Origin of the sequence: Ornithobacterium rhinotracheale DSM 15997, assembly GCF_000265465.1 — a bacterium.
In the GTDB taxonomy this organism is placed as follows: domain Bacteria; phylum Bacteroidota; class Bacteroidia; order Flavobacteriales; family Weeksellaceae; genus Ornithobacterium; species Ornithobacterium rhinotracheale.
Genome location: NC_018016.1, coordinates 2036820 through 2061058 on the forward strand (window position 1 = coordinate 2036820; position 24239 = coordinate 2061058).

The 24239-nt window shown below is 35.0% G+C and carries 29 protein-coding genes and 4 pseudogenes; 23 read left to right on the forward strand and 10 right to left on the reverse strand.

Annotation, left to right across the window (positions count from 1 at the left end):
* Positions 1–5: 5 nt before the first annotated feature.
* The 16 genes and pseudogenes from ORNRH_RS09645 to ORNRH_RS09720 all read left to right on the forward strand — a co-directional run bounded on the left by ORNRH_RS09645 (position 6) and on the right by ORNRH_RS09720 (position 11904).
* Entirely contained in the window at positions 6–314 is a 309-nt protein-coding gene (locus ORNRH_RS09645) for a nucleotidyltransferase domain-containing protein (RefSeq protein WP_014791659.1), read from the forward strand.
* Between the two features lie 54 nt (positions 315–368).
* Complete coding sequence (locus ORNRH_RS09650) at positions 369–797, forward strand: hypothetical protein (protein ID WP_014791660.1); 429 nt, start codon at positions 369–371, stop codon at positions 795–797.
* A gap of 170 nt (positions 798–967) precedes the next feature.
* Positions 968–2062 carry a Nif3-like dinuclear metal center hexameric protein gene (locus ORNRH_RS09655; protein WP_036602103.1) on the forward strand — a complete coding sequence of 365 codons (1095 nt, stop codon included), beginning with the start codon at positions 968–970 and terminating at the stop codon, positions 2060–2062.
* 3 nt (positions 2063–2065) lie between these two features.
* Positions 2066–2848: a zinc ribbon domain-containing protein gene (locus ORNRH_RS09660; protein WP_014791662.1), complete on the forward strand. Its 783-nt coding sequence runs from the start codon at positions 2066–2068 to the stop codon at positions 2846–2848.
* A gap of 273 nt (positions 2849–3121) precedes the next feature.
* Entirely contained in the window at positions 3122–3664 is a 543-nt protein-coding gene (locus ORNRH_RS09665) for a hypothetical protein (protein ID WP_014791663.1), read from the forward strand.
* An 85-nt stretch (positions 3665–3749) separates the two neighbouring features.
* Positions 3750–4277 carry an STM3941 family protein gene (locus ORNRH_RS09670; RefSeq protein ID WP_036601987.1) on the forward strand — a complete coding sequence of 176 codons (528 nt, stop codon included), beginning with the start codon at positions 3750–3752 and terminating at the stop codon, positions 4275–4277.
* Between the two features lie 324 nt (positions 4278–4601).
* Positions 4602–5861 (forward strand): site-specific integrase, encoded by a 1260-nt coding sequence (locus tag ORNRH_RS09675; protein ID WP_036601989.1) that lies wholly within the window; start codon positions 4602–4604, stop codon positions 5859–5861.
* A 677-nt stretch (positions 5862–6538) separates the two neighbouring features.
* Entirely contained in the window at positions 6539–6925 is a 387-nt protein-coding gene (locus tag ORNRH_RS09680; protein WP_014791666.1) for a single-stranded DNA-binding protein, read from the forward strand.
* Positions 6926–6974: 49 nt separating this feature from the next.
* Positions 6975–8048, forward strand: coding sequence for a DUF932 domain-containing protein (locus tag ORNRH_RS09685; protein WP_014791667.1), 1074 nt, complete (start codon positions 6975–6977; stop codon positions 8046–8048).
* A gap of 76 nt (positions 8049–8124) precedes the next feature.
* Complete coding sequence (locus ORNRH_RS09690; RefSeq protein WP_014791668.1) at positions 8125–8598, forward strand: DUF1281 family ferredoxin-like fold protein; 474 nt, start codon at positions 8125–8127, stop codon at positions 8596–8598.
* A gap of 7 nt (positions 8599–8605) precedes the next feature.
* The gene (locus ORNRH_RS09695; protein ID WP_014791669.1) at positions 8606–9259 is read left to right on the forward strand and encodes a hypothetical protein; all 654 of its coding nucleotides are present in this window, start codon (positions 8606–8608) and stop codon (positions 9257–9259) included.
* A 12-nt stretch (positions 9260–9271) separates the two neighbouring features.
* Complete coding sequence (locus ORNRH_RS09700; protein WP_014791670.1) at positions 9272–9790, forward strand: PRTRC system protein E; 519 nt, start codon at positions 9272–9274, stop codon at positions 9788–9790.
* Between the two features lie 18 nt (positions 9791–9808).
* Positions 9809–10027 carry a PRTRC system protein C gene (locus tag ORNRH_RS09705; protein ID WP_014791671.1) on the forward strand — a complete coding sequence of 73 codons (219 nt, stop codon included), beginning with the start codon at positions 9809–9811 and terminating at the stop codon, positions 10025–10027.
* 10 nt (positions 10028–10037) lie between these two features.
* On the forward strand, positions 10038–10262 hold the full coding sequence (locus tag ORNRH_RS09710) for a DUF7688 family protein (protein WP_014791672.1): 225 nt from the start codon (positions 10038–10040) through the stop codon (positions 10260–10262).
* A gap of 6 nt (positions 10263–10268) precedes the next feature.
* On the forward strand, positions 10269–10487 hold the full coding sequence (locus ORNRH_RS09715) for a hypothetical protein (RefSeq protein ID WP_014791673.1): 219 nt from the start codon (positions 10269–10271) through the stop codon (positions 10485–10487).
* Between the two features lie 167 nt (positions 10488–10654).
* Positions 10655–11904: pseudogene (locus tag ORNRH_RS09720) on the forward strand (IS256 family transposase).
* A 194-nt stretch (positions 11905–12098) separates the two neighbouring features.
* Here the strand turns inward: ORNRH_RS09720 and ORNRH_RS09725 are convergent.
* Positions 12099–13631, reverse strand: a pseudogene (locus tag ORNRH_RS09725) (IS1182 family transposase); the annotation flags it as partial.
* A 315-nt stretch (positions 13632–13946) separates the two neighbouring features.
* Between ORNRH_RS09725 and ORNRH_RS09730 the strand changes: the two are divergent.
* From ORNRH_RS09730 to ORNRH_RS09740, 3 genes are read left to right on the forward strand one after another with little or no spacing between them, the layout of a single operon-like run.
* Positions 13947–14480, forward strand: a complete 534-nt coding sequence (locus ORNRH_RS09730; protein WP_014791674.1) for a hypothetical protein — start codon at positions 13947–13949, stop codon at positions 14478–14480.
* Between the two features lie 11 nt (positions 14481–14491).
* A complete protein-coding gene (locus ORNRH_RS09735) occupies positions 14492–14944 on the forward strand; it encodes a helix-turn-helix domain-containing protein (protein ID WP_014791675.1) in 453 nt (150 codons plus the stop codon).
* A gap of 5 nt (positions 14945–14949) precedes the next feature.
* Entirely contained in the window at positions 14950–15381 is a 432-nt protein-coding gene (locus tag ORNRH_RS09740; protein WP_014791676.1) for a hypothetical protein, read from the forward strand.
* Positions 15382–15453: 72 nt separating this feature from the next.
* Here ORNRH_RS09740 and ORNRH_RS09745 read toward each other — a convergent pair.
* Positions 15454–15861: pseudogene (locus tag ORNRH_RS09745) on the reverse strand (outer membrane beta-barrel protein); the annotation flags it as partial.
* Between the two features lie 20 nt (positions 15862–15881).
* Here ORNRH_RS09745 and ORNRH_RS09750 point away from each other — a divergent pair.
* Complete coding sequence (locus tag ORNRH_RS09750) at positions 15882–16391, forward strand: hypothetical protein (RefSeq protein WP_081484570.1); 510 nt, start codon at positions 15882–15884, stop codon at positions 16389–16391.
* Positions 16391–17197 carry a PRTRC system ThiF family protein gene (locus ORNRH_RS09755; protein WP_014791677.1) on the forward strand — a complete coding sequence of 269 codons (807 nt, stop codon included), beginning with the start codon at positions 16391–16393 and terminating at the stop codon, positions 17195–17197. The genes ORNRH_RS09750 and ORNRH_RS09755 overlap by 1 nt, the downstream gene beginning before the upstream one ends.
* Positions 17198–17529: 332 nt before the next feature.
* Here the strand turns inward: ORNRH_RS09755 and ORNRH_RS09765 are convergent, their stop codons facing one another.
* The 8 genes and pseudogenes from ORNRH_RS09765 to ORNRH_RS09800 all read right to left on the reverse strand — a co-directional run.
* Complete coding sequence (locus ORNRH_RS09765) at positions 17530–17814, reverse strand: helix-turn-helix domain-containing protein (RefSeq protein WP_014791679.1); 285 nt, start codon at positions 17812–17814, stop codon at positions 17530–17532.
* Positions 17814–18104: a helix-turn-helix domain-containing protein gene (locus tag ORNRH_RS09770; protein ID WP_014791680.1), complete on the reverse strand. Its 291-nt coding sequence runs from the start codon at positions 18102–18104 to the stop codon at positions 17814–17816. Before ORNRH_RS09770 ends, ORNRH_RS09765 begins: the two co-directional genes overlap by 1 nt.
* 93 nt (positions 18105–18197) lie before the next feature.
* Positions 18198–18428, reverse strand: coding sequence for a hypothetical protein (locus ORNRH_RS09775; protein WP_014791681.1), 231 nt, complete (start codon positions 18426–18428; stop codon positions 18198–18200).
* A gap of 182 nt (positions 18429–18610) precedes the next feature.
* Positions 18611–19036, reverse strand: a complete 426-nt coding sequence (locus ORNRH_RS09780; RefSeq protein WP_014791682.1) for a DUF3872 domain-containing protein — start codon at positions 19034–19036, stop codon at positions 18611–18613.
* 19 nt (positions 19037–19055) lie between these two features.
* Complete coding sequence (locus tag ORNRH_RS09785) at positions 19056–19622, reverse strand: conjugal transfer protein TraO (RefSeq protein WP_014791683.1); 567 nt, start codon at positions 19620–19622, stop codon at positions 19056–19058.
* Between the two features lie 4 nt (positions 19623–19626).
* On the reverse strand, positions 19627–20583 hold the full coding sequence (gene traN, locus ORNRH_RS09790) for a conjugative transposon protein TraN (protein WP_014791684.1): 957 nt from the start codon (positions 20581–20583) through the stop codon (positions 19627–19629).
* A 27-nt stretch (positions 20584–20610) separates the two neighbouring features.
* The gene (gene traM / locus ORNRH_RS09795; protein ID WP_014791685.1) at positions 20611–21903 is read right to left on the reverse strand and encodes a conjugative transposon protein TraM; all 1293 of its coding nucleotides are present in this window, start codon (positions 21901–21903) and stop codon (positions 20611–20613) included.
* Positions 21904–21929: 26 nt separating this feature from the next.
* A pseudogene (locus ORNRH_RS09800) lies at positions 21930–22142 on the reverse strand (conjugative transposon protein TraK); the annotation flags it as partial.
* A 374-nt stretch (positions 22143–22516) separates the two neighbouring features.
* On the opposite strand from ORNRH_RS09800, the gene ORNRH_RS11705 reads away from it, so the two are divergent.
* Positions 22517–23539 (forward strand): hypothetical protein, encoded by a 1023-nt coding sequence (locus tag ORNRH_RS11705; protein WP_014791687.1) that lies wholly within the window; start codon positions 22517–22519, stop codon positions 23537–23539.
* A gap of 138 nt (positions 23540–23677) precedes the next feature.
* Positions 23678–24061: an HU family DNA-binding protein gene (locus ORNRH_RS09810; RefSeq protein WP_036602116.1), complete on the forward strand. Its 384-nt coding sequence runs from the start codon at positions 23678–23680 to the stop codon at positions 24059–24061.
* Positions 24062–24239 lie beyond the last annotated feature (178 nt).

The window sequence follows — 24239 nt, forward strand, 5'->3', positions numbered from 1 at the left end:
AAAACATGTACGGATTAAAGGAGAAACATATTGATACAATACAATCTATTTTTGGAAAGTATCCAGAGATAGATGAAGCCATTTTATATGGTTCTCGGGCAAAGGGTAATTACCAAAATGGTTCTGATATCGATTTAACTTTAAAGGGAGAACACTTAAACCTTTCTAAACTTTCTCAAATTCAAATAGAGCTAGAAGACACCTATTTGCCGTATCAAGTAGATTTATCGATATATCATGCCATTGAAAATCCAAAACTGATAGAACATATAGACCGAGTAGGTATTTCTTTTTATAAAAAAACAAAACTGTAAATCGTCAGCAAAAAGTTTACCAGTTTTAGGTTAAGAATATAGTATATTAAAAAAATGAAAAGTTTAAAGATTATAGTATTACTATTTGCTCTGATATCATTTTCTAGTTGTAGAACAAATGGGAAAGAAGAAGCAATAAATACCGCTTTTAAAATATTGGAAAGTATAGAGCGTAAGGACTATGAATCTTTTCAAAAACTATTGATTATACCTGAAAATGAATATAATTTTGAAAGTTTAAATGAAATGTTTAGCGATAGTGTAATTGCAAACTTTGATAGAGATAAAGTTATTTTTAAAGACACAATATTTCCTTTTAATTCTCCGTTTAACATAAAAAATAAATATATCAAAATTCCTTATTATAACTTTCCGAAGGAATCTTCCTCGGCTTATAAAAAGATGACATTATATATTTTCTTTGATGAAAAAAATCAACAGGATTTTAATCAAGCACTAAGGATAAACTTAGCAGGAGAATAGTAATTGGATAAATGACAGAGGTTAATTGTTAAAAAAAAACTAAATACTAAAGTTTTTATAAATAAGATTATAGGAGCGACGCAAAAAAAGAAATCCCATTTTTTTAGGAGATTATAGCCAAATCATTTAGTTTTGTTTCATAAACCTTTATGTTTAAAAAAACGATGAAAATTCAAATCAAAGAAATCATACAATCCCTTGAAAAATGGGCTCCTACGGCTTACGCTGAGTCGTTCGATAATGTGGGCTTGCAGCTTGGGGATAAAGAAAAATATATTGAGAAAGCATTAGTCGCTTTTGAAATTACCGAAGAAGTTTTAGAAGAAGCAATTGAAAACCAAGCAGGTTTAATCATTACATTTCACCCATTGATTTTTGGCGGGTTCAAAAGCATTACGGGCAAAAACCGAGTAGAGCGCGTTTTGCTCAGAGCCATTAAGCACGATATTGCGATTTATGCCATACACACCAATCTCGATGCGCAGCTCATGGGCGTAAACCATGAAATCGGAAAACAATTAGGCTTAAATGATTTAAAAATCTTGATTCCGAATAAGGAAACTTTGTTTAAACTCAGTTTTTTTGTGCCACAAAACGATGCCGAAAAAGTCAAAAAATCCCTTTTTGAAGCAAATTTGGGCATCATCGGCAACTACACCGAATGCAGTTTTAGCACCCAAGGCACAGGTACTTTTAAACCCAACGAATCCGCAAATCCGTATTTGGGCAAATCCAATGAGCGAGAGGAAGTAAAGGAGGAGCGTGTAGAGATTTTAATCAAAAAACACGAAATTGGGAAAGCTATTCAGACTTTAAAACAAAATCACCCGTACGAGGAAGTGGCATACGACATTTTTCCTTTGGCAAACGAAGATCTCGCCACAGGAATGGGGCAAATTGGCGAATTGCCAGCAGCCATGAATGCCGAGGAATTTATCCAATTGCTTAAAAAAGTTTTCGGCACGCCGTGTATTAAAACCTCGGCTTTGGTAAAAAAGGAAATCAAAAAAGTAGCCGTTTTAGGTGGTTCGGGCGCATTTGCCATTGGCGCAGCAAAAGCCTCAGGCGCAGATGCTTTCGTTACGGCAGATTTAAAATATCATGATTTTTTCTTGGCAGAAAATCAGCTGTTATTGTGCGATGTAGGGCATTATGAATCAGAACAATTCAATAAATTTTATATAACACGCTATCTTTCAGAAAATTTTAGTAATTTTGCATTCCTTACCTCTAAGGTAAACACAAACCCAATTAATTATTTTTAAATTATGGCTAAAAATAAAAGCACTGAAGCAAGTGTAGAAGAAAAGCTAAGAGGCTTATACAACCTACAATTAATAGATTCTCGTTTAGACGAAATCCGCAACACGAGAGGAGAGCTCCCATTGGAAGTTCAGGACTTGGAAGATGATATTGCTGGTAAAGAAAAACGCTTTGCCTCTACAGAGCTAGATGTAGAAGCACTAGAGGTGAAAATCAAAGAGGAAAAAGAAGCAATGAAAGAAGCTGCCGCTTTGATTAAAAAATATACAAAACAACAGGACAATGTGCGCAACAATCGTGAGTTTGAGGCATTGTCTAAAGAGATTGAATACCAAGAACTTGAAATCGAGCATAGCGAGAAAAAAATCAAAGAATTTAATGCTAAAATCGGTTTCTTGAGGGAAAAACAAGAAGATTTACAGCAAAAAATCAAAGATTATCAAGAATATTTAGACCACAAAAAATCTGAGCTTGATAACATCGTAAAAGAAACAGAAAAAGAAGAAGCTAAGTTAAACGAATTGACAGAAGAATATAGCCAAGAGATTGATCCAAAATTATTGAAAGCTTACCAAAAAATCCGTTCGTCTGTGAAAAACGGATTGGCAGTAGTGCCAGTAGAGCGTGGAGCTTCTGCGGGATCGTTCTTTACCATTCCTCCACAACGCCAGATGGAAATCGCTATGCGTAAAAAAATCATCTTAGACGAGCACAGTGGTAGAATTTTGGTAGATGCAGAGCTAGCCAACGAGCAAAAAGAAAAAATGGAAAAAATCATCAATGCTTAATATTGATTAAAATTTCTTTCCTAAAAAAATAGATTTTAGGCACATTTCTCTTTTGAGGTTTGTGTCTATTTTTTTGTTTTAAAAAATTATAAATAAAATGTTCATTTAATTATATTTTTATTAAATTTGTCCGAAATACAAGTGCTAATATTAAAGAAGTGAAAAAATGAAAGTTGATTGAATTTTTTAAGTATTTAAATCACAGCAATCAAATATTTCTTTAAAATTCAGATTTTGAATATATTAAAACCAAAAAAACATAACCATAAACATATGAAAAAAGTACTATTAGCAGCGGCAGCTTTGTTGGCATTCAATGCTAGCCAAGCGCAGGTAGAAAAAAGCATAACTGGTTTGCAGTTAGGGCTTTTTGGTGTAGATCTTAACAACGAAACTCGCCTTTCTGAGCAAGTTGCATTGCGTTCGGCAGTTGGGTTGAATGTGGGCGTTTGGGGTGGTAATTTTTATGATAAAACAGGCTTTATTCTATATCCAAAATTATCGCTTCAACCTAAATATTACTACAATATTTTGAGCCGAAAAGAACAAGGTAAAAATATTAAAAACAACAGTGCCAACTATTTATCATTACAAGTGAATTACACACCAGATTGGTTTTCGATTTCTAATTATGATAATTTGCGACTCATCAATAAACTAGATATAGTACCTACTTTTGGGATTCGTAGAAATTTTGCGCAAGATTTTAATTATGAGTTTCGAGTGGGCTTAGGCTACGGGACTACATTTGGCGAAAAAAACAATGTGAGCGGCACTGTATTAGATTTAGGATTTAAGGTAGGATACGATTTTTAAAATTAAATTTAGCAATAAACAAAATCGCAGGAAAATGAATTTCTTGCGATTTTTTTTGTACCTTTAAATGATATTTTTTGATAGTATGAGAGAAAGAAGAATTGAAGTCAAAAAAAGCAAAATTTGGAGGGCACTTATTGGGTCTTTATTCTTTGTATCCATTAGTATTTGGATTTTGTCTGCGCCAGAAAATGCGTTTTTTAGGAGTGTATTTGCTAAAATTATTGCCTATTCGGGCTTGGTGTTTTTTGGTCTTGTAGGCATTATTGCTTTGATACAATTATTTAGCAAAAAGTCTGCACTCATTATCAACGAAAAAGGGATTACAGATAACACGACGATGGTTTCTTTAGGATTTATTCCTTGGGCTGAAATCCAGCAAATCCAAACCACAAATGCGATGAATCAACGATTTTTAATGATAATTTTAAAAGACCCCAAACGCATTATCGCGCGTAGCAAAAATCCTTGGCAAAAAATGTTTAATAAATTAAATTATAGATTATACGGTTCGCCCGTAGGCATTTCTATTAACAATTTAAAAATAAGTGCAGAAGAGCTTAAACAAGAGTTGAAAGCTTGGAGTGAGATGAATAACTCAGAAAAATTATAACTGAAAAGATTAAGGCATAAAATCTGAAAAATTGATTTTATGCTTTTTTTGTATTTTAAAATAAAAATTCATTAAAAATGCAAAAGTAGGTAAAAAAATGTAACCAGCTATGAAGTAGTGAATTAAACATTCATTTACCTCTAACGTTCCGACAGAGAATCACTGAAAATAGCCTCAAAAAGACAAAGTTGAGTTACTTATCAGTTACCTGATAAGCATTCAAAGTTTTTTATTAAACAGGCTATATTTCAGTGTTTTGCGCAATATTTCATCTTTCATTGTTACTCAATAGAAATTAATTTAGTAACTCAAAATTATAGAATGATGAAAAAAACGCAAAGAACAACCTTCACGGTATTATTTTACCTAAAAAGAAAAAGCCCTAAAGCCGATGGCACACTTCCCATCATGGCTCGAATTACCATCAATGGAAAGAATGAACCCTTTTCTACGAAGTTAGGCTTATCTCCTTCGTTGGATTTACAAAATAGTCAAGTGTGCGGAAAAACCCATGAAGCCAAACAAATCAATAAAAAGTTAAAGGCTATTGAAACGAATATCCAAAATATTTATAGCGATATGCTTAAATATGAAGGATATGTAACCGCAAAGAAAGTAAAAGATCGATATTTAGGCAGAGAACATTCTGGACATACCCTATTAAAATGTTTTCAAGGCTTACTTAAAGATTTTGCACTTAAAGTTGAGAAAAAATTAAGAGCACCAGGAAGTTATAATACTCATAAAACTGCCTATGGAAACTTAGAGCGATTTCTTCAAGAAAAACTTCACAGAGATGATATAGAATTGATAGAGCTTGACAAAAATTTTATTGATGATTATGATTATTACCTTAGAATAGAAAGAGGTTTAGACCACAATAGTATTTATGGTAATATGGGGCCACTTTTGCGAACCATAAAAAGAGCCTTAGACGATAATCTAATTATTGTCAATCCCTTTCGGCATTATAAAAATACACTCATACCCAAAGATAGAGGTTATCTTTTGAAATCTGAAATTATAAAACTCATTGAATACACCCCTTCTGATGATTTTTCTAAAAAAGTGAGAAAGACCATAGAATTAGTGAGAGATTTAGCCCTTTTTAGTTGTTTTACAGGTTTTTCCTACATTGATATATACCAACTTAGCCCTGCCCATTTACAGGAGTTTTTTGATGGTCATAAGTGGCTCATCAAACGGCGACAAAAATCAAAAATACCTTGTAATGTTCGATTATTAGAAATACCCAAGATGATTTTAAAGAAGTATGAGGGCTTAGGCAAAAATGGTGCTTTACTTCCTGTACCAAGTAATGCTACTTGTAATAAATACATCAAAATCATTATGAATGAATGTGGGATTTTTCGTGATAAACCGATTACTTTTCACTGGGCAAGGCATAGTTTTGCTACCTTAATGCTTACGGAGGATATTCCGATAGAAAGTATCAGTAAAATGCTTGGACATAAGCATATTCATACAACGGAAATTTATGCAAAAATTACGAATACTAAGATTAGCAAAGATATGGAGTTAGCCTCACAAAAATTGCAGAATTTGTCTTTAAGTTATGCTTAAAAGTTGCTTTTTTATTCTTGTAGCACATTGGCTATGATTTTTCAGAGAAAAACCCTATCCAAAACGCTACTAAGAATTTTCAAACTTACCCAAACTACCGCTACAAAACATTCCCTTTCTTCCCTGTTTTGTAGCGGTAATTTTTTTAGAAATAAACCTTAACTAACAGAGATAAAAATATTCGTTAATCGATACAGCGCTTAGAGTTTCGATGGGATCCATTTACCTAATGCTTGTCTTTTGTATTAGGATTTCTATTTCCACCTTTTTTTCGCAGGTATAAAATGGTCGAAATGCGGTTTTTCGTAGTCGAAGGGCAAAAGTATCTCCGTGTTCTAAACGCCTTTACAAGGTCAAACCCTGGGGTTTTCAAAAAAATCTCCACACCCTTTGGGGTTGTATTTTTCTGAAAAACCTTGCAACGGCTAAACACTACTTTTTATAAGCCCTCGAAACGAAACCAGCATATTCCGACTCTTTAAACGAATAAAAAAAAGGTCAATATGAAACATACAAAAGTAGATTTATTAGTAATGGATTTAAAACGAAACCGCTCTTCCTCTCATTACCGAATAATAAAAAAAAATCAACACCACCTCGCAAGAGAGCAAAGCGTGGGCAGGCTATGAGAGAATGGGTATTTAAATAAGCAGTATCAATTTTAAAAATTAAATAAGATGAACATTACAGGACGATTAACAAGAGATGCAGAAGTGAAAGCACTTCCTAACGACAGAAAGGTAGTAAACTTTTCAATTGCCGTAAACGACCACTATCGTAACAAGCAGGGCGAAGACATACAGCAGACCGCTTTTTTCGATTGTGCGTATTGGCAAGGTACAAATGTAGCCAAGATATTAACCAAAGGAGCTTTGGTAGAACTCACAGGGCGAGTAAGTGCGAGGGCGTGGCTTAGCAAGGACGGAGAACCCAAAGCAGGGCTTAATTTTCATACCTCAAAAATTAAGTTACACGCAAGAGGACAAAGACAGAACACGGAAACAAACAACGGAGAGGGAACACCACAACCGATTGAGGAAACCGAAGACGATTTACCATTTTAATGAACAGAATAACAAAAAAACATTTAGGAACATTTAAAATTTTAGAACAATGGCACATAACATTAATTACAACAGCAGAACAGGGAAGTATAGTTTTTTCAGTGTAAAAGAAAAAGCGTGGCACGGATTGGGACAAATCGTAAGTGAACACCCAACGAGTAAAGAAGCCATACAATACGCAGGATTGAACTTTGAAGTCAGCAAAGAGCCTTTATACACCAAAGGCAAAGGACTCATAACCACCGAGCAGGGAATAGAGTTTTACGACAGTGAAATCGAAGTGCCGAACGCCTTTGCCACGATGCGAGAGGATACTAATGAGGTTTTGGGCGTAGTAGGTAAAGATTATCAAGTTGTGCAAAATCACGAGGCATTTGCCTTTTTTGATGAGATTGTCGGAGGAGGCGATGGAATATTGTACGAAACCGCAGGAGCATTAGGTAAAGGCGAACGCATATTTATCACCGCTAAATTACCCGATTATATCCGAGTGGGGAACGGCGATGATGTAACGGAAAAGTATATTTTCTTAACCACGAGTCACGACGGAAGCGGAAGTATCACCGCCGCCTTTACCCCTATTCGAATAGTGTGTCAGAATACATTAAATGCAGCATTTAAAAATATGAATAATGTTATTCGTATTCGCCATACCTCAGGAGCAAAACAGCGATTAGCCAACGCACACAAGGTAATGGGATTGGCTAATAAATTAAGTAACCGATTAGAGGGAACCTTTAACAAGTGGGCAAAAATCCGAGTAAACGACCGAGAAGTGCGAAAGTTAATAGAATTGGCATTGTGTCCGAACAAGGAGACATTAGAACATCTAAAGAAAGGGAATAGCCAAGGCTTATCAAGTATGTTTAAAAACAGCGTAGAAGACGCATTTATGTATGCTCAATTAAGTGAGAGCCAACAAATGGAAACTACCAAAGGAACTTTGTTTGGAGCATACAACGCCGTTACTGGGTACTATCAAAATGTATGTAATTACCGAGATGAAGAAAGCAAATTAAAATCCCTAGTAATGGGCGGGACAGCCCAAAGCAGGGGACAAAAAGCCTTTGACCTTTGTAGCGTATATGCAGAACACGGAGCGGATATGTTTAATTACAACTAACAGAGAATAACGAAAAATCAAATATTAACCCCAAGGCGGTTATATCATATAATCGCCTTTATAAAACCACAAGACAATGGCAAACTGGTGCAACAACAATGTAACCTTTGAGGGGATAGAAGAACAAATCCAAGAGGTAGATACTATCTTTCAAAAGATGATTGACAAGGAACAGCAAGAGGAGTGCGGACAACTACCTAACTTTATCAAGGAGGGAAACACCTACTTTTTCAGTATTGACCAACAAGGCGAGGGCATCTATAGATATGAAACCAAGTGGGTGCCAAACCTTGAAGAAGTCCGCGAGATAGCCCAAAAGGTGGGTATCACAGATTTTGTACACGAGTATGAAGAGTTAGGGAACTTAATATACGGACAAGCAATTTATAAAGAGGGGACTCTCATAGAGTATGATTTAGAAGATGAAGATTTTGAGCAGTATCAATGGAATGAAGATGATGGTACTTACACTTTTGCAGAGGAGATATACCACAGCGAATGGGAAATCTTAGCCCTTCTTTTAGAAGACAGAATAAACAACACAAAATAGAGTAGCAATGGAAAAAATTACGATATCAATCTATAAATATGAAGAATTAGAAACAGAGGTACAAGAAAAAGTATTGAGAGAGTACCGACACAAAGAAGTTAATACCACAAGTTGGTGGCAAGACACTTATTTTGATTTTATGAAGATATGCTCAAAATTGGAAATAGATATAAATCCGTTTGAAATCTTTTTTAGTGGATTTTATTCTCAAGGCGACGGAAGTAGTTTTGCGTGTAATATACTTGATATAAGAAAGTTTATACAAGCCGTTAGAGAAGAAAAATGGAAAGATTATGCCCCTAACCAAGCATTTGATTTTGATAGATTGGATATGGATAAAAGGGTGCTTGAGCTTATCAAAAACGGATATATAGACCTATCTTTTAAGACCTATAATAAACACAGATATTATCATTTACACTTTGACTGGGAATACACTTTTAGAAATAATGATAAGGAATATCCACACATTGAATATCAAATAGAAAAACTATTGAAATGGACAGAAAGTGTTTTAAATGATTTAAACCAATATCTATACAAAGAATTGCAAAAAGAATACGAAAGGCTAACCGCTGATGAATATATCATACAAATGTTTGCGGAAGAAGATTACCAATTCACAGACAAAGGATATTCAATAGCTAAAGTAATCAATTAAATTTTAAGAACAATGAACACAAATTTTTTCAAACAAATAGCAGGATTAGAAATAGAGGGAACCCTCCATCTAACCATTAGAAAAGATACTGAAAACATAGTAATATCCATATTATTAAACAATGATGCGTGTGGGGATAAGGCGAAGAACCTTATCCCATCGCTAATAATCAAAGGAACAGCCGAAGAATTAGACGAGCAATTTTTTGCAACCATAGAAAAACCGATTGAAAGCACATCTTCTTTAATGGTAGATATGGAAAATTATCTAAAAGCACAAGAAATCGCTAAACGCCAATCACAAATGGAAAAAGAAAAAGCAGACAGGGAAAAGAAAGAGAAAGAAAAACGAGCCAAGAAATACAATGAACTTATGGAAAAGGTGGAGGAACTCGCTAAGCAAGAAAAACCGAGAGAAGCGTGGATGAAACTGCCTAGTGTAGAAGAATATCCCGAACACGCCGAAAAAATTAGAAAGCGAAGAAAGGAACTTTCAGCATTGTTTCAGCCGAATTTATTTGAAATAGATTAAACTTAAAAAACAGAGATTATGTTATTAGCAACAGAACTACAAAGAGTATTTAAACTTAAAGATAACGGACAAGAAATTGAACTGGCAGACCCTAATCCACAATGGAGTGTCGATGCGGTATTAAATTTTTACAGCAATCAATATCCGATACTTACCACCTCGAAAGTGTCTGCCCCTCAAATTGTAGAAGATAGCGTGGTTTATAGATTTGAGAGTGTAATGGGAACAAAAGGCTAAACATTAAGTTATGGAAACAAAAGACAGAGCGGAAATCCACCAAAACGGACAATGGATATTAAAAGGCGATATAACAGCGATTAGGGTAATTTTTAAAAACCTTATAGGCGAGAATTTTCAAGGCAAAGCCTATGATGATTATATCGAGTATATAGCCTTAAATCAAGGCTTTAAAAAAGGAGAAATCCAACTTTACATAGACAAGGAATTTATTAAAAAAGGAACAATCAAATAAAACAAAATGAATTATGCAAAACAAACATATCATCAAGGGAACTTTACCCCAACTACAGAAGAACACACAACGCAACGAACGATTATGCCAACAACTGGCGGAGTTTTTAGAATGGGTACACCGAGCCAAAGACCAAAACGAGGTACAGAAAGACAAGCAAAAAAGCGTCCCCAAAGAGCAAGTGCCAATGCTATTTTAAGAAATATTTTTTACCTAAAATGGTAGAAATCCAAGAAGTAAGTATCAACGAAAGGGATTTTTTTAAAGCAGTCTCCCACCAACTGTGTAAACTAAAAAGTTATTCTGAAAATTTTTGAGCCACCAGAGCTCAAAAAAATTTTCGGAAATAACTTTTTAATGATTAAAAATACTTTAATTAAATTTACATGGTTATGAACAAAGAAGAACTATTAAACAACAAGGATTTCTACAAGTCCTTTAAAAACGGAGAAGACCTTAATTCTTTCTTTAAAGAATTGCACAAAAAAGCGGTAGAACATATGCTTTCAGCCGAGTTAGATGCTCATCTAGACAATGAAAAGTACCAAAAATCCAAAGCCGGAAATTATCGCAATGGAACGAGTACAAAAACCATAAAAACCTCTTTTGGAGAAGACCAAATTCAGGTGCCTCGAGACCGCCAAGGTAGCTTTGAACCAGCTTTAGTTCCTAAACGGCACAACATCATTGAAGGCTTGGAAAAAATCATTATCTCTTTCTACGCCAAAGGAATGAGCGTGAGCGATATAGAGGAACAAATTAAGGATTTGTATGATTTTGAGGTCTCCGCCTCTACCATTTCGCGCATCACGAGTGCCGTGGTCTCTGAGATGGTCGCCTGGCAAAATCGACCCTTAGAGGATTTATATTTAATCGTTTGGATGGACGGCATGGTGTTTAAAGTCAGAGAAAACTCAAAAATCATTCAAAAAAACATTTATCTTGCCGTAGGCTTAAACCGTTCGGGCAAGAAAGAGGTGCTCGGCATGTGGCTTGGAAAGAATGAAAGCTCGGCTTTTTGGATGAATGTTTTAACCGATTTAAAGGCTCGGGGTGTAGAAGATATCCTCATTACCGCAACCGATAATTTAAACGGATTTACCCAAACGATTCGCTCTGTTTTCCCTGAATCACAAACGCAGATTTGTGTGGTGCATCAAATGCAAAGCATTCGTGAATACCTTAAAAACTATAAAAAACAAATGAACAAATACGAAACGCTTGCCGATATGTGGTTTGGAAAGACCGAAAAGCCTTTACCCAAGATATGAAACTCATTTACACCGCCCCTAACCGAGAGGCTGCCAAGGTGGCATTGGAGGATTTTGCCAATAAATGGGAGAATAAATACGCTTATGCCATAAAATCTTGGCGGGATAACTGGGACGAACTCACCGTATTTTTTGATTTCCCTATTGAAATCAGAAAGATTATTTACACCACCAATTTAATTGAAAATCTGAACGGAAAAATTAGAAAATACACTAAAAACAAAATGTCGTTCCCTACAGACGAAGCGGTTACAAAGTCGGTGTATTTAGCCATAAGAGAGGCTACCAGAAAATGGTCGATGCCGATCAAAAACTGGGGCTTGATTTTGAATCAATTTATGCTTATATTTGAACAAAGGCTCAGATTGTAATTCAAAACCCTTACTTTTTAGTTTACACACTTTTTGGGAGGGTGTCGCTTTTTTTATGCTACAAATTTTAGGTTGTTAAAATCAAATGTAACTATTGAGTAACTTTTTCGTTTTCTTCTCTCTGGTTTGATTAAAGATGTCACGTAAAGTCTCTGATTGGCAATTAGGTCCACTTTTTTGGCTGTTTTTAGTGTTAATAAGGCATTTTTTGCCACCATTTTTCTTAAATTATGACCTATTGCCATCAATAAAAATTCTAATGTTACCTTATCTAAGCCTGTAAATGTAAATCTATTAAATTGGTTGTTGCTTTTTAACTGACCAAATACTGTCTCTACTTCAACAGGTCGTTTGCTTCTGTGATAAAGTCCTTTTTCACTCATTAGTTTTTCTCTGGCTTTCTTTTTTAAGAAATTAAGTCGGTGATTTATTTCTATTCTTCGGTTGGTCTTGGATTTATGACATAACCCTCGTAAAGGACAACCTTCACATCTTTTGGCTTGATAGTAAGTAACCTGCGACTCATATCCATTATCTGAAGTTCGCTTACCATATCCCACCTTTTCCATTCTTTGTCCCATAGGACACACATAGAAATCTTGGGCTTCATTGTAAAACAGGTTTTGAGTTAAAAAAGGATTGTTTTTCACTTTTTTCTTTTGTTCCATATGAAAGTAATTATACTTTACATAAGCCTCTATATCTTTCTCTTCCAGCATCTCATAATTCTCTTCGCTCCCATAACCTGCATCGGCAACAATTTCTTTACTCTGTTTGCCATGGGATTGTTCAAAACTATTCAAATGAGAGGCTAAGGTGGTAGTATCACCTGGCGTCTGATGAATAGTAACATGAGTAATAAACTGATTTTCGGTCGATATCTGAGGATTATAAGCGGCTTTTAACTGTCCGTTTTTCATATAATCCTCCTTCATTCTCATGAAAGTAGCATCGGGATCTGTTTTGCTATAAGAGTTTCTATTGCCTAATATCTCTAAGTCTTTTTAATACTTTTCCAACCTTGGAAGATGCTCATCTTGAAGTTTCTTAAGTTCTTTTGCTATTTTCTTCGAGGGTTCTTTTAAGCGTTTGTTTAAAACAGAGAGGCGTTCTTTTAACTCTTTACTATCTATCTTTTTAGGTAACTTTTCCTGATTTGCCTCTTGATTATCTGCCAAAATATGATGTTCTATCTCTGATAAAACCCCCTTGATTTTAGTTTCTAATTTATCTTTATACTTCTCAACTGATTTACGCCAAACAAATGTATATTTATTGGATTTTGCTTCTATTTTTGTGCCATCAATGTGCTGAACATCAAGGCTTACATAGCCCATCTCAACTAATATCTTAACAATTTCTGAAAACAAGGACTCAATAGAATCTTTTAAAATTTTACCACGAAAATCATTAATGGTTCTAAAGTTAGGGGTTGAGTTTGCAGAGATATACATAAAATGAATATTCTCTTGAAGCGTTTTGGCTATTTTTCTACATGAATAAATATTTGATAAATAACTGTAAAATAAAACTTTAAGCATCATGCGTGGATGATATGCTGAGGTGCCACCACCTTTATATTTTTTAAGAATATCACTGATATCCAATGAGTTTACTACCATATCCACCAAACGAACAGGATGGTCTTCGGGGATTTTATCAAAAATATTTTCTGGAAATAACTCCGGGCAGTTGCCTGGTTGCGTTTTAAAAATTACCTTTGACATGATTTTATTTTTTCACCTCTAAGATAAACATTTTAGAGAAAATCAACAAAAAAAAGAGGGTGTCTTGACTTTTTGGACACCCTCTTTCTTTATTTTTAGTTTAAAAATTGGCTTGTAATCGGCACTTATCGCCGTTAAAGATGCGTTTCATAAACCATTTTATTGGCAGACAAATCCAGTTTTTTTTATTCTCTCCAACACTAACTATTGAATCAAGAAAAAAACAAAAAATCAACCTAAAAGTTTATATATAAAAACGATTTAATTATATTTGTAATTAAATTCAAATCAAAAATAAACTTATAAGTTGATTTTATGGAAATAATTCCTATATTTGTACCCTATTTATACGCAATCCAGTATAAAGATTGTAAGGAAAATGAGTACGATAGATTATTGGAATTATGGAATGATACTGATCGTTTGATTAAATTATTGAATGATTTAAAAGAAGACATTCCTCCCAACAAAACAAAGTATGAAGTAGCGCAAGAAATACTGAAAGAAGTTGAATATATAGACGATCTTCTTATAGAAATTACTGAAACAAAACCTGTAAATTTAGATGAGTTTTTTCAACCATTGTATAATCAAGAGTACTACGAAGTGAAACTATCCTTACGAAAAGGGAAAGTAGGAAGAACTCTCAGAACTAATTATCTCAGAGTATATGCTATTAGAATTGATGAAGAAACATATATCATAACAGGAGGTGCCATAAAAATGCACCGAGCGATGCAAGATAGAGTACACACACAAAGAGAATTAGACAAATTAAAAAAAGTGAAAGATTTTTTGAATGACAACAATGTTTTTGATAAAGATTCTTTCGAAGATTTCACCAAATAAAATCGTATAAAATGGCTAATAAAGAAAAATTTATAGAATTAGTTTCTGATACGGTATCCGATACTGTAGAAAGAGCCAAACTAAGAAAAGCAAGGAGAAGACAACTTAGGCTGTCTCAGAAGATTGCTTTGAATATTTTGAAACGAATCGAAGAATTGGGTTGGAAACAAAAAGATTTAGCCGAAAAAATGGGTGTAAGTCCACAACAAGTAAGTAAATGGGTAAAAGGAAAAGAAAACTTTACTATTGAAACCATTGCTACCATTAGCGATGTATTAGATATTGAATTGATACAAGTGAAACCCTTGTCAGAAAGAAAAATAGAGTTAAAGAACTATAAAGAAATGAAGGATGTTTATGAGGAAAACACCACTAAAATCATTCACCTATCTCCTGATTTTGGTAAAAAAATAACCCAATCAAAAAGTTATAGTAATCCATATTTAAAAATGGCTAATTATTAAGCATTATGGAAAAACAATTAAAAATCCCCTTTCGACTGATAAAAATTGAAGAAATTCAACTCTCTCTATTTGAGAAAAATATAAATTTAGAGGCTCCTGTAGATCAAAATGTTGGATTTGGTTTTGGGGCAAATGTAGAAGACCGCATTATCGCGTGTAGTTTGTCTTTTACTTTAGAAAAAGAAGACAAACCATTTATAAATATAGAAGTAGCCTGTCATTTTGAAATTGAAGAAAAAAGTTTCAAAACAAAACTTTTACAAAAAGATGTGCTAAAAATAGATAAAGATTTTGCCTCCCACTTGGCAATGATTACAGTAGGCACCACCAGAGGTGTACTATACGCTCACACTAAAAGCACACCTTTTGAAGAATATTTTATTGGATTACTGAATGTTCAAGAAATGATAGATGAAGATATCGAAATGACTCTTTAAAAAAAGATTTTTTATAAAAAAACCACCTCGATTCAAGGTGGTTTTTACCAATTGACTAACTAATTCAAACTACTAATTGGCTCGGTTTTGTTCGTCTTCATTACCTGAAGTTCGTTCATTTACTCGGATTTTGTCATTTCCAAATTTATAACTCAACCCTAATAAAAAGAATTGATTATCATAATAATTGCTATACTTTTGTTCTATACCACTTGTATAAGTCGTCGCGCGAACCTTTCCACTTTTGAATACATCTTCCAATTTGGCAGTTACTTGTAGTTTTTTGTCAAGGAATTGCATTTTCATTCCCAAATTCAACCAAGACTGTGGTTCTACAGTAAATATTTGGAAATTCGTTCGGTTGGTAAATAAAAAAGTGGCTTCCACTTGGATGGTTCCTTCAGAATTCAAAGAGAAACTATTGGTAGAATACCATTGAGCATTCCAACCTTTTTTAAAATTCATTCCAAGATTTATACCTTCATTTTCTTCAAAATCAGATTGATAAAACGAAAGACTATTCGTCGTATCCCACCAATGTACTGCACATCAACCCAAGCGAAAAAGGCAGTTTGATATGGTACACCAAAACACAAAAGAGACCCCTATATTTTGTGGAAAGGTTAGGAATGCAAAGCGGAACAGCCTTTGTTCCTCCTTTACTTTGGAAAGCCACCAAAGATAGTTTGAACATATACGCTTTGAAATCTAACTGCAGACCTCAAGAACATACAAAATTGTATTATGCGCCTTTTTTTAATGTTTACGAAAATGCTAATGTATGTATGGGGAGTGTAAGTATAGATATTGAAAAATCAACCTCATTGGAGGAATTTATGCAATTATGGGAAACCTATTTTTTTGAAAGTTATTTTAGCCATTTGTTAGACAATTATTGCCCAACAAAGAGAAATATAACCAATATTTGGAAAAGCCTTATCGATACGGAAAAGCCATTCCCAAACAAAGAATTGAAAGAAAATAATAAAACTCTAAAAGATATTTTATAATGGATACAAGAGATAAAGTACATTACATAGATAACAGCCTTATCAATGCGACTAACCCAATAACTATCCATTTGATTGGTGCAGGTGGCACAGGTTCGCAAGTTTTAACCGCTTTGGGTAGAATGCACCACGCTTTGGTGCAATTAGGACACGCAGGATTTGATTTAACTTTGTGGGACGATGATACCATTAGCCAAGCCAATTTAGGCAGACAACTTTTTGCCGAGAGCGAAATAGGTTTATATAAGTCGGTGGCACTTATCAACCGAGTAAACCGATTTTTTGGCACGAATTGGAAAGCAAAAACTATTAAATTTGCAAAGGATTATCAGAAAAACAATTCTCACGAGCTTGTCAGCAATTTATATATCACTTGTGTCGATAGTGTTTCATCACGCTTTGAAATTGCGGACATCATTGAAGATTGTTCAGGAAATAGTAGTCGTTTTCAAGGCAACCAACCAAGATATTGGTTTGATTTTGGAAACAGCCAGCATACAGGACAAGTGATTTTATCCACCATTGGAAAACACTCACAGCCAAAGTCAAAGAAATATAAAACCATTGAGAAACTCCCTTTTATTACCGATGAATTTGCCGACTTATTAAAGCAATCCGAAGAAACAGACGACACGCCGAGTTGTTCACTTGCAGAGGCTTTACTCAAGCAGGATTTGTTTATAAATTCTACATTGGCACAAATGGGCACTTCTTTACTTTGGGGTATGTTTCGCAATGGATTTGTAAAACACAGAGGTTTCTTTTTGAATTTAAAGGACTACCGCACGCAGCCTTTGCCATTATAAGGCAAAGGCGGTTCAAAAAAGACTTTACATACATTCGTCGCGTATCGATAAATCTATGCAATACAGGTTTATCGATAAGCTCCTCATTCCTTTAAATACTTTTTTAAACAAAACCAAAGTATACAAGCCTATTGCTTATAACACCGTACAAGTACGACGCTCCATAAGCAAAACGCTTGGGATTTTTTGCGGACTTCTTTTTCTTTCTGAGGCAAAGAAAAAGAAGCCAAAAGAAGCCCCACCTTAGAAATGGATTAATTGTTAGCTTTTGAGTATTCAATGCCTTATAATAATTAATGCTTAAAAATAATTCGTAAGTTTTGAGACAATCGTTATATAGCCTTATAATTATCCTCTAATATTTTTAGTACATCGCTTTCTTTGTATAGAATTTTACCCTCAATTTGAACATAAGGCAAAAAACCATCGTCTCTATATTGTTGGAGGGTTCTTTGGCTTATATGCAACAAATTGCATAGCTCTTTTCCCGAAAGGTAGATTTCTCCATTCAATACAGGTCTAAAATGTTCTAATAAAAACTTTACATATTCATTAAGTTCTTGTACTTGCTTTTGGTAAAAAGCCATTTCTTCTGTTTGATCTGTGTAGAGTTCCATTAGATTTCAGTTTTTGCAGTTTGACTTTCTAATAACTCCAGCACATCACTACGCTTGTAGTAGTTTTTTCGATTAATATATGAATAAGGCAGTAAATTGCGGTCTTTGTAATTTTGGAGGCTTCGTTTGCTAATGCCCAACAACTGACATACCTCTTGTGTGTCTAACCATTTTTTGTCTTGACAAATGGCTTGATGCGTTTCTACTACGGACTTTGTTTGTTTGAGTAAGTCCCCTAATTTTTGATTGATTTGTTCAAATGCTCTTTTTTCAATAACTATCACATCCATAATTTGGTATCTTTTTAGCGAAGATACTTTGAATGCAATTCGGTGAAGTAAAGACGGTTGTCTTTGGAAGTGGGTGGCTTTGTTTGGAAAGGGCTATATTACTATATTATGCTCTGCGAGTAACCTTTTGGTTAATTTTCTATTGGTTTCTTGCGAGATTTTTTCTATAAAAGAAGCCTTGCTTTGTGCCGTTTTTGTAGGGATTTCTTGGTCAATATTAACCACCTTAATCCCTGATTGATTTCTAAACAAATCAACCATCTCCAAAAAGGCTTTTCCTTTTTTGGTATTTGGGTTCACTTCTATGGTTAGTATTTTAGACATAAGAGATAAATCTTTTAACAAAGATAAAAAAGATTTTCCATAAAAAACAAGAAATTGAAAATATTACACTCACTAATGGTAACTTAGGAAATTCTACATTGATGAATTGCAAAAAATGACCCACAAGCAGTTCTTATGGTATGCAGGTGGGTTCTGTTGATGCAAATATACGACTATTATTTCTATTCCGTTCCCTCCTCTTTCTTAGCATTAAACTCAAAGTTCAGTTTTTGTTCTTTACCTTTGCCATCGGCAATCCAAACCTCAAAACTTTGCGTATTGTTAGACAGAGAAGTGTAATACAATCTAAAAGTTCGGTTAGGAATTACATACGTATCATTCGGCAAAAAAGGCTCTTGGTTAGCCAACTTTAGCCTACCATTACTCTCAAACTGAAAGTACCGCAAAGTATAAGTTTCATATTTGTACTTTTGTTCTGATACGATTTGACAACGAATTTCTACGGTCTGCCCTTGCTGAATATCCTTAGGGACGGGCATTGTCTTAACCTCAAAAGGAAAATTCGTTTGTATATCCAGCCTGTCCTCGCAAGCCGTAAGCCCCAGTAAAATAAGCGTTACAGTAATGATTTTTACAAAATATTTCATCTTTTTGAATTTTAAAAGTTTATAAAGTGATTCTGAGTCCAAAACCTATGTGCGGACGCAGTTGTTCTCGTTGTGTTCCCCACATCATCTGTGTTTGTCCTTGTACAAATACGAGCATATTGTCTATGAGATAACGCTCCAAACGCAAGCGTGCAAGTCCTCCATAGACCCAGGCATCTTTATTATTGATGACCGCACCATCGAATAGCGTGTGATTTCCTTGATTGATGAGTTCGTAGCCTACTACACCACTCAATCCAACACTGAGTGATATATTTCGACTACTATTCCCAATAAGACTTAGCGAATAACCACCTTCGGCGGTATAAGTTTCTATGGGTAAATCCTGTTCTCGATAGGTATAAACATTACGAGTGTAAGCCACTCCAAATTGCCAATAATCCCCCTCACGGGTATAGCGAATATAGCCTAATCGAATATCATAGGCTTTGGTGTCAAGTTTCAAGGAAGTTGGAAGCAAGTTCACACTTGCCTCCAATCCTTGTTGTCCAGGGAATAGTCGTTGAGCGTCCAACAGACTTATTCCTCCAAGCCAACCACACATCACTAACAATAATCTTTTCATCAAGTTATAATTTTAAGTTGAATTGTTGTATTTCTCTTGCGTAAATTAAGTCTTCATTACCAATGTTAAAAGATTGGTATCGCCTGCCATTTTTCTCAAAGATTTCTACCTTGAGTAATTTGTCATCATCTAAGGTCAATTGCTCTAGCATATACACGGCATTGGCTTTACTTTTGGCTTCTACTCTTTGTAGTTCCTGATAGGTGCGTAAAGCTTGGATAGGGATTTCTTGGGCTACTTCCTTTTTTCCTGTGGATTTATCGACGATTTTAAAAGTGATAAAATCCACTTGATAAGGCAGGCTACTTCGGTTTTTCATACGAATATCAAAATATAATTTCCCTTGATAAACATAGATTCCTCTAAGTAGAAACTGAATACCTGCATTTTTAGAACCGATATGTTTGATAAAGTTTCGTTTTTGCTGGTAAATGGATTCCATAATAAGTTGAGCCACCGCGGGGGATTGGTTTCCAATATCCGTAAATAAAATATCCGTTTTTGTGCTAAAATCCTCGATATTATACTCATTCATAATGCGTTTAAAATCCATGGTTGTTACCGAAGGATTTTCATTATAGAAAATATCGAAATGGTAAAAGCGACCATCTTGGGTGATCACTGATAAGTTAGTACTGGTTAGAAAATCTGGAGTAGCGGCCTTCACACGCAGAACATTTTCAGCGTTTTGGGCTTTGTCAGCAATGAGATTTTCGCTTCCTAAATCTACATAAGTGATCGGTGAAGGGAATATCAAATGCGTTGTTTTGTCGTAAGCCACTTCTAAAAAATAAGGTTCAATTTTTCCTGGTGTTACAGGTTCTGACACTTTAGTTTCAGAGATTGTATCATTTTCATAATAGATACTATCCGTTTCGAGGTTTGGCGTTTCTGTTTGTGCATTGACATTTCCTACTGTTAGAGAGAAAATGGCGATAAAAAATGGGTGTAATGATTTCATAGATATTAAATTTTTTGAATGAATGAATTAAGGTTTTGAAACTAATAAAACTTGATATCCCGCCTTTACTTTGATTTTAGGCTGAGCGATCTTTTTGGATAGGTACGAACTTGTGCCTTGTAATACCCCCTTTCCGACTTCAGATACAATTTGGTCTTTGGCAGAAGAGCTAAAAGTATAATTGATTCCTGAAGATTGACTGAGTCCAGCAGCGACTTCACGAAAAGCATTGGCACCAGGTGTATAAGGGATATAAAGTCCCCTTTGTCCATCTAAGTCGTAGGCAGTTACCGATACGGGAACGATACGCCCTTGATACTCCAATGAACGAATGTCTAACAACAGTCTTCCTTCGCCCATCTTTGCCATTGCGGTCAAAAGCGTACCTTTGGGCAGTACCATTCCTGCCACTCGAATAGGTTCTAAAAGTCGTAAAGGAATACGATTATTTTTATCAATGCGTTGCTCGGTGTGAATACACGCCTTAATACTGTTTTTTAGCATTGGCTTTTCTTCCTTTTGGCTTTCCATAGAATGAAAACCTCTTTGGTTTTGTTGCACCCAATTTTCTAATAATTTCTCATCAGATAAGGCTCTTGGAAGTTGGCTTACCACTTTATTAGATACGCTATATACAGGCGTAATATGAGCTTCTTTATCACTCCCTATATAGGCATTGTCGTTGGCTTTTGTTTCAGAGGTTTCATCGGAAACTTCTGGTTTGTCTTGTTGTAAACTGTATTTGTTCGCCAGTTGATAGGAACGCTCCATAAGTTTCATTTGGGTTTCCAAAGGGTCTTGGGGCTTGGGAGCTGTCAGTTGTTTTTTAAGCTGGTCGATTTCTTCTTGCATTTGTTTTTTTTCCTCATCAGAGTCCTCCCTGTAAAAATCATCTAAGTTTCTATGAACTTTTTGGTAAGAGGTCATAGACGCATTTATGGGATCATCTTCTGGAGGTACACTTTGCGAAAAATCTCCTAAAGACTGCATTGCCATTTGCTTTTCTTTACGCTTTTGTTCTAATAACGCTTGTTCATAGGCTTTTTCCTTATCTTCAGGTAATGAAATTTCCGTAGGCTCTGGTATAAGATCTTGCTCTACTTTTAATTTATCCTCAGAGTCATTTCCCATAAAGAACAATAGATACATACAGCCTAAGAAAGCCAATCCCATCAAAGCAAAAATGAACCATTTTTTGAGCTGTTTTCGGTTTTCTTCTCTTTGAGCTTCGCTTTGTTCTTCTTGTGCCTGTTGCTTCTCATCGGTGAGCAATACATTGTATTTTTCTGGCTCTTCTTGATTGGTTTTATTTTCTTCCATAGATTTTATTTTTAATGGTGATTAAATTAGCGTTCGACGGTTTGCACATCTTCTTTTTTTATAACTCGAAATTGCTCCATGATAAAGCCTTGGGGATTATTATCCGAACGAACAGAATTAACCAATTGACAAGCGGTTACTAATTTTCGTTCGGTAATATTACTGGCTCGAGTGATGTATTGCTTAGCATAAATTTGAACTTGATAGGGATAGTTATCAAAATTACATACAATGCTATCTTGCCCAATACAAAAACATTTTCTATCTTTGCCAGCGATGAAACGAACTGAGAACATAGCACCTACTACAAACCAAAACTTTTTAGGCAAAAACTTGCTTAAAAATTTGGTGGTTTCAGGAAAAAGTGTAAACACACACACACACACACACACACACACACACACAAGGGCGACCGTTCGTTAGTGCGCGCGTAATATTTATAAAATCTTTTAAATATGCAAGTTTGCGAGCTTTTTCTTTTTTAGGGAAAGCGGTAAAATTTAGTATTAAAAATCATAAAAACCTCTCTCGAAATAGCTCGAGAGGGGCTTTTTTATGTCTAAATATTAATCAATATCAATTAACAAGTATAAATTTTTTAAAATTAAATTTTATGAAAAAAAGTATTTTACTTTTATCGGTTTTAGCAATGGGTACAAGTCTTTATGCTCAGCAAGACCAAGGAAGAGTAGGGATAAATACCACAAAGCCTAAAGCCACTTTAGATATCAATGTTGCCAGTGCCAATGCTGACACTACAACCAACGAGGGGATTATAGCCCCCAAATTAACTAAAGAGCGTATAGCCAAGATTGCCGTACCACAAGAGGGAACTTTGGTATACGCTAAAGATGCTATTTATAGTGGCACAAACAGTAAAGTAGCCAAAATTACAGAGAAAGGCTATTATTTTTATAATGGTACCGAGTGGGTGAAAGTGCGAGGGGCAGATACTAATATTGCAAATATCAATATTTACACGGAAGACGGCACCCTTTCTGCCAACCGTACGGTAAACTTAAATAATAAAACCCTTACCTTTAAGGGTACAAATGCCCAAATAAAAGTACCTAACATAGCAGAAGTTGATGCCCAAAATAATAATACTCAAGATTATAATGTGGTAATAGGTGGAGACGGAACACTAAAAAAAGATGACAGATACTGGTATTTTTGGAATGAGGTTAAACCTGATACAGAACGAATAAATAAAACCTCAATGTTTATATTTCAAAATGGAGTAGTAGAACCCTGGTGGAGTGAGGAGAACAAAACCAGTAATCAAGAGTTATTCATGATACGTTCACCTAATCTTTTTGATTCAAATGGGAAAAGAGTAACAGAAGGTGATAGTAGTGGACAAACTTATGCTGTAATGGTAACAGCTGATGACTGGTTGTCTGCGATGCATATGTTTTTTATGATACCAGCAATTAGATCAAAGTCGTGTTGGTATGGTGTGGGCGGAATTCTACCAATAGGAATGATGTTTAAGAGAAAATATACTGATTGGCATATTCTAACCGAAAATTTGCCGTGGACAGATGGAGGGACAACAGAAGAACGCTACTGGGAGAAAAAAGATACGAAACCCTTGCGTGCTGACTTAGGATGTCTTCTCTCCATCAGATACTAATATAGAAAGTCAGCCTGTATGTCACTCTGAACTTGGTTTAGGCTCTCACACGCAGAGTAAATGAGATACTAAACTAAATTTATCATGAAAAAAGGAAATAGAAAAAACAAAAGTTTAACCATAAAAAAATATATAAAAATGCCAATTAAGTACAAAGTAATAGAGCGAGGGCAGCCAGGTGTAAAGGGCGGCGGAGACAAGAAATACTACGCCTCGCCCAATATGAGCGGAGAACTAAGCCTCGAGGGGCTTACCAAAGCCATTGAGAAGATTAGCACGGTGAGCGGTGCAGACATTCGCGCGGTGCTGTATGCCTTGGTAGATGTGATGGACAGTGCTTTAGCCGAGGGGCAAATCGTCCGTCTGGGTGAGCTGGGCAGCCTGCGCACAAGTTTCAGTAGCGAGGGCAAAGCCAAAGCCGAAGAGGTCAATGCCACGAGCATTAAAAACCCCAAAGTGATTTTCACCCCAGGCAAAAACATTAAAAAGACGCTCGCTAGCCTCACCTACGAGAAGCTCTAAAAACTTATAGCTATAAAATAAATTTTTATAGCTATAAAAATAAATCCTATGCTTATAAAATTACAAACTTATAGGCATAGGATTTTTTGTTTTAGGAGATTATATTGAGAAGTTTTTGAAAAAAGTATTGTGGAAATTTTAGAAAAAAATTATATTTACCCCATTAAATTATTTTTTA

Bases quoted from the DNA above. Each gene is read 5' to 3' on its own strand.
- ORNRH_RS09645 (WP_014791659.1), top strand. From the start codon at position 6: ATGTACGGATTAAAGGAGAAACATATTGATACAATACAATCTATTTTT.
- ORNRH_RS09650 (WP_014791660.1), top strand. From the start codon at position 369: ATGAAAAGTTTAAAGATTATAGTATTACTATTTGCTCTGATATCATTT.
- ORNRH_RS09660 (WP_014791662.1), top strand. From the start codon at position 2,066: ATGGCTAAAAATAAAAGCACTGAAGCAAGTGTAGAAGAAAAGCTAAGA.
- ORNRH_RS09665 (WP_014791663.1), top strand. From the start codon at position 3,122: ATGAAAAAAGTACTATTAGCAGCGGCAGCTTTGTTGGCATTCAATGCT.
- ORNRH_RS09670 (WP_036601987.1), top strand. From the start codon at position 3,750: ATGAGAGAAAGAAGAATTGAAGTCAAAAAAAGCAAAATTTGGAGGGCA.
- ORNRH_RS09675 (WP_036601989.1), top strand. From the start codon at position 4,602: ATGAAAAAAACGCAAAGAACAACCTTCACGGTATTATTTTACCTAAAA.
- ORNRH_RS09680 (WP_014791666.1), top strand. From the start codon at position 6,539: ATGAACATTACAGGACGATTAACAAGAGATGCAGAAGTGAAAGCACTT.
- ORNRH_RS09685 (WP_014791667.1), top strand. From the start codon at position 6,975: ATGGCACATAACATTAATTACAACAGCAGAACAGGGAAGTATAGTTTT.
- ORNRH_RS09690 (WP_014791668.1), top strand. From the start codon at position 8,125: ATGGCAAACTGGTGCAACAACAATGTAACCTTTGAGGGGATAGAAGAA.
- ORNRH_RS09695 (WP_014791669.1), top strand. From the start codon at position 8,606: ATGGAAAAAATTACGATATCAATCTATAAATATGAAGAATTAGAAACA.
- ORNRH_RS09700 (WP_014791670.1), top strand. From the start codon at position 9,272: ATGAACACAAATTTTTTCAAACAAATAGCAGGATTAGAAATAGAGGGA.
- ORNRH_RS09705 (WP_014791671.1), top strand. From the start codon at position 9,809: ATGTTATTAGCAACAGAACTACAAAGAGTATTTAAACTTAAAGATAAC.
- ORNRH_RS09710 (WP_014791672.1), top strand. From the start codon at position 10,038: ATGGAAACAAAAGACAGAGCGGAAATCCACCAAAACGGACAATGGATA.
- ORNRH_RS09715 (WP_014791673.1), top strand. From the start codon at position 10,269: ATGAATTATGCAAAACAAACATATCATCAAGGGAACTTTACCCCAACT.
- ORNRH_RS09730 (WP_014791674.1), top strand. From the start codon at position 13,947: ATGGAAATAATTCCTATATTTGTACCCTATTTATACGCAATCCAGTAT.
- ORNRH_RS09735 (WP_014791675.1), top strand. From the start codon at position 14,492: ATGGCTAATAAAGAAAAATTTATAGAATTAGTTTCTGATACGGTATCC.
- ORNRH_RS09740 (WP_014791676.1), top strand. From the start codon at position 14,950: ATGGAAAAACAATTAAAAATCCCCTTTCGACTGATAAAAATTGAAGAA.
- ORNRH_RS09755 (WP_014791677.1), top strand. From the start codon at position 16,391: ATGGATACAAGAGATAAAGTACATTACATAGATAACAGCCTTATCAAT.
- ORNRH_RS09765 (WP_014791679.1), bottom strand. From the start codon at position 17,814: ATGGAACTCTACACAGATCAAACAGAAGAAATGGCTTTTTACCAAAAG.
- ORNRH_RS09770 (WP_014791680.1), bottom strand. From the start codon at position 18,104: ATGGATGTGATAGTTATTGAAAAAAGAGCATTTGAACAAATCAATCAA.
- ORNRH_RS09775 (WP_014791681.1), bottom strand. From the start codon at position 18,428: ATGTCTAAAATACTAACCATAGAAGTGAACCCAAATACCAAAAAAGGA.
- ORNRH_RS09780 (WP_014791682.1), bottom strand. From the start codon at position 19,036: ATGAAATATTTTGTAAAAATCATTACTGTAACGCTTATTTTACTGGGG.
- ORNRH_RS09785 (WP_014791683.1), bottom strand. From the start codon at position 19,622: ATGAAAAGATTATTGTTAGTGATGTGTGGTTGGCTTGGAGGAATAAGT.
- traN (WP_014791684.1), bottom strand. From the start codon at position 20,583: ATGAAATCATTACACCCATTTTTTATCGCCATTTTCTCTCTAACAGTA.
- traM (WP_014791685.1), bottom strand. From the start codon at position 21,903: ATGGAAGAAAATAAAACCAATCAAGAAGAGCCAGAAAAATACAATGTA.
- ORNRH_RS11705 (WP_014791687.1), top strand. From the start codon at position 22,517: ATGAAAAAAAGTATTTTACTTTTATCGGTTTTAGCAATGGGTACAAGT.
- ORNRH_RS09810 (WP_036602116.1), top strand. From the start codon at position 23,678: ATGCCAATTAAGTACAAAGTAATAGAGCGAGGGCAGCCAGGTGTAAAG.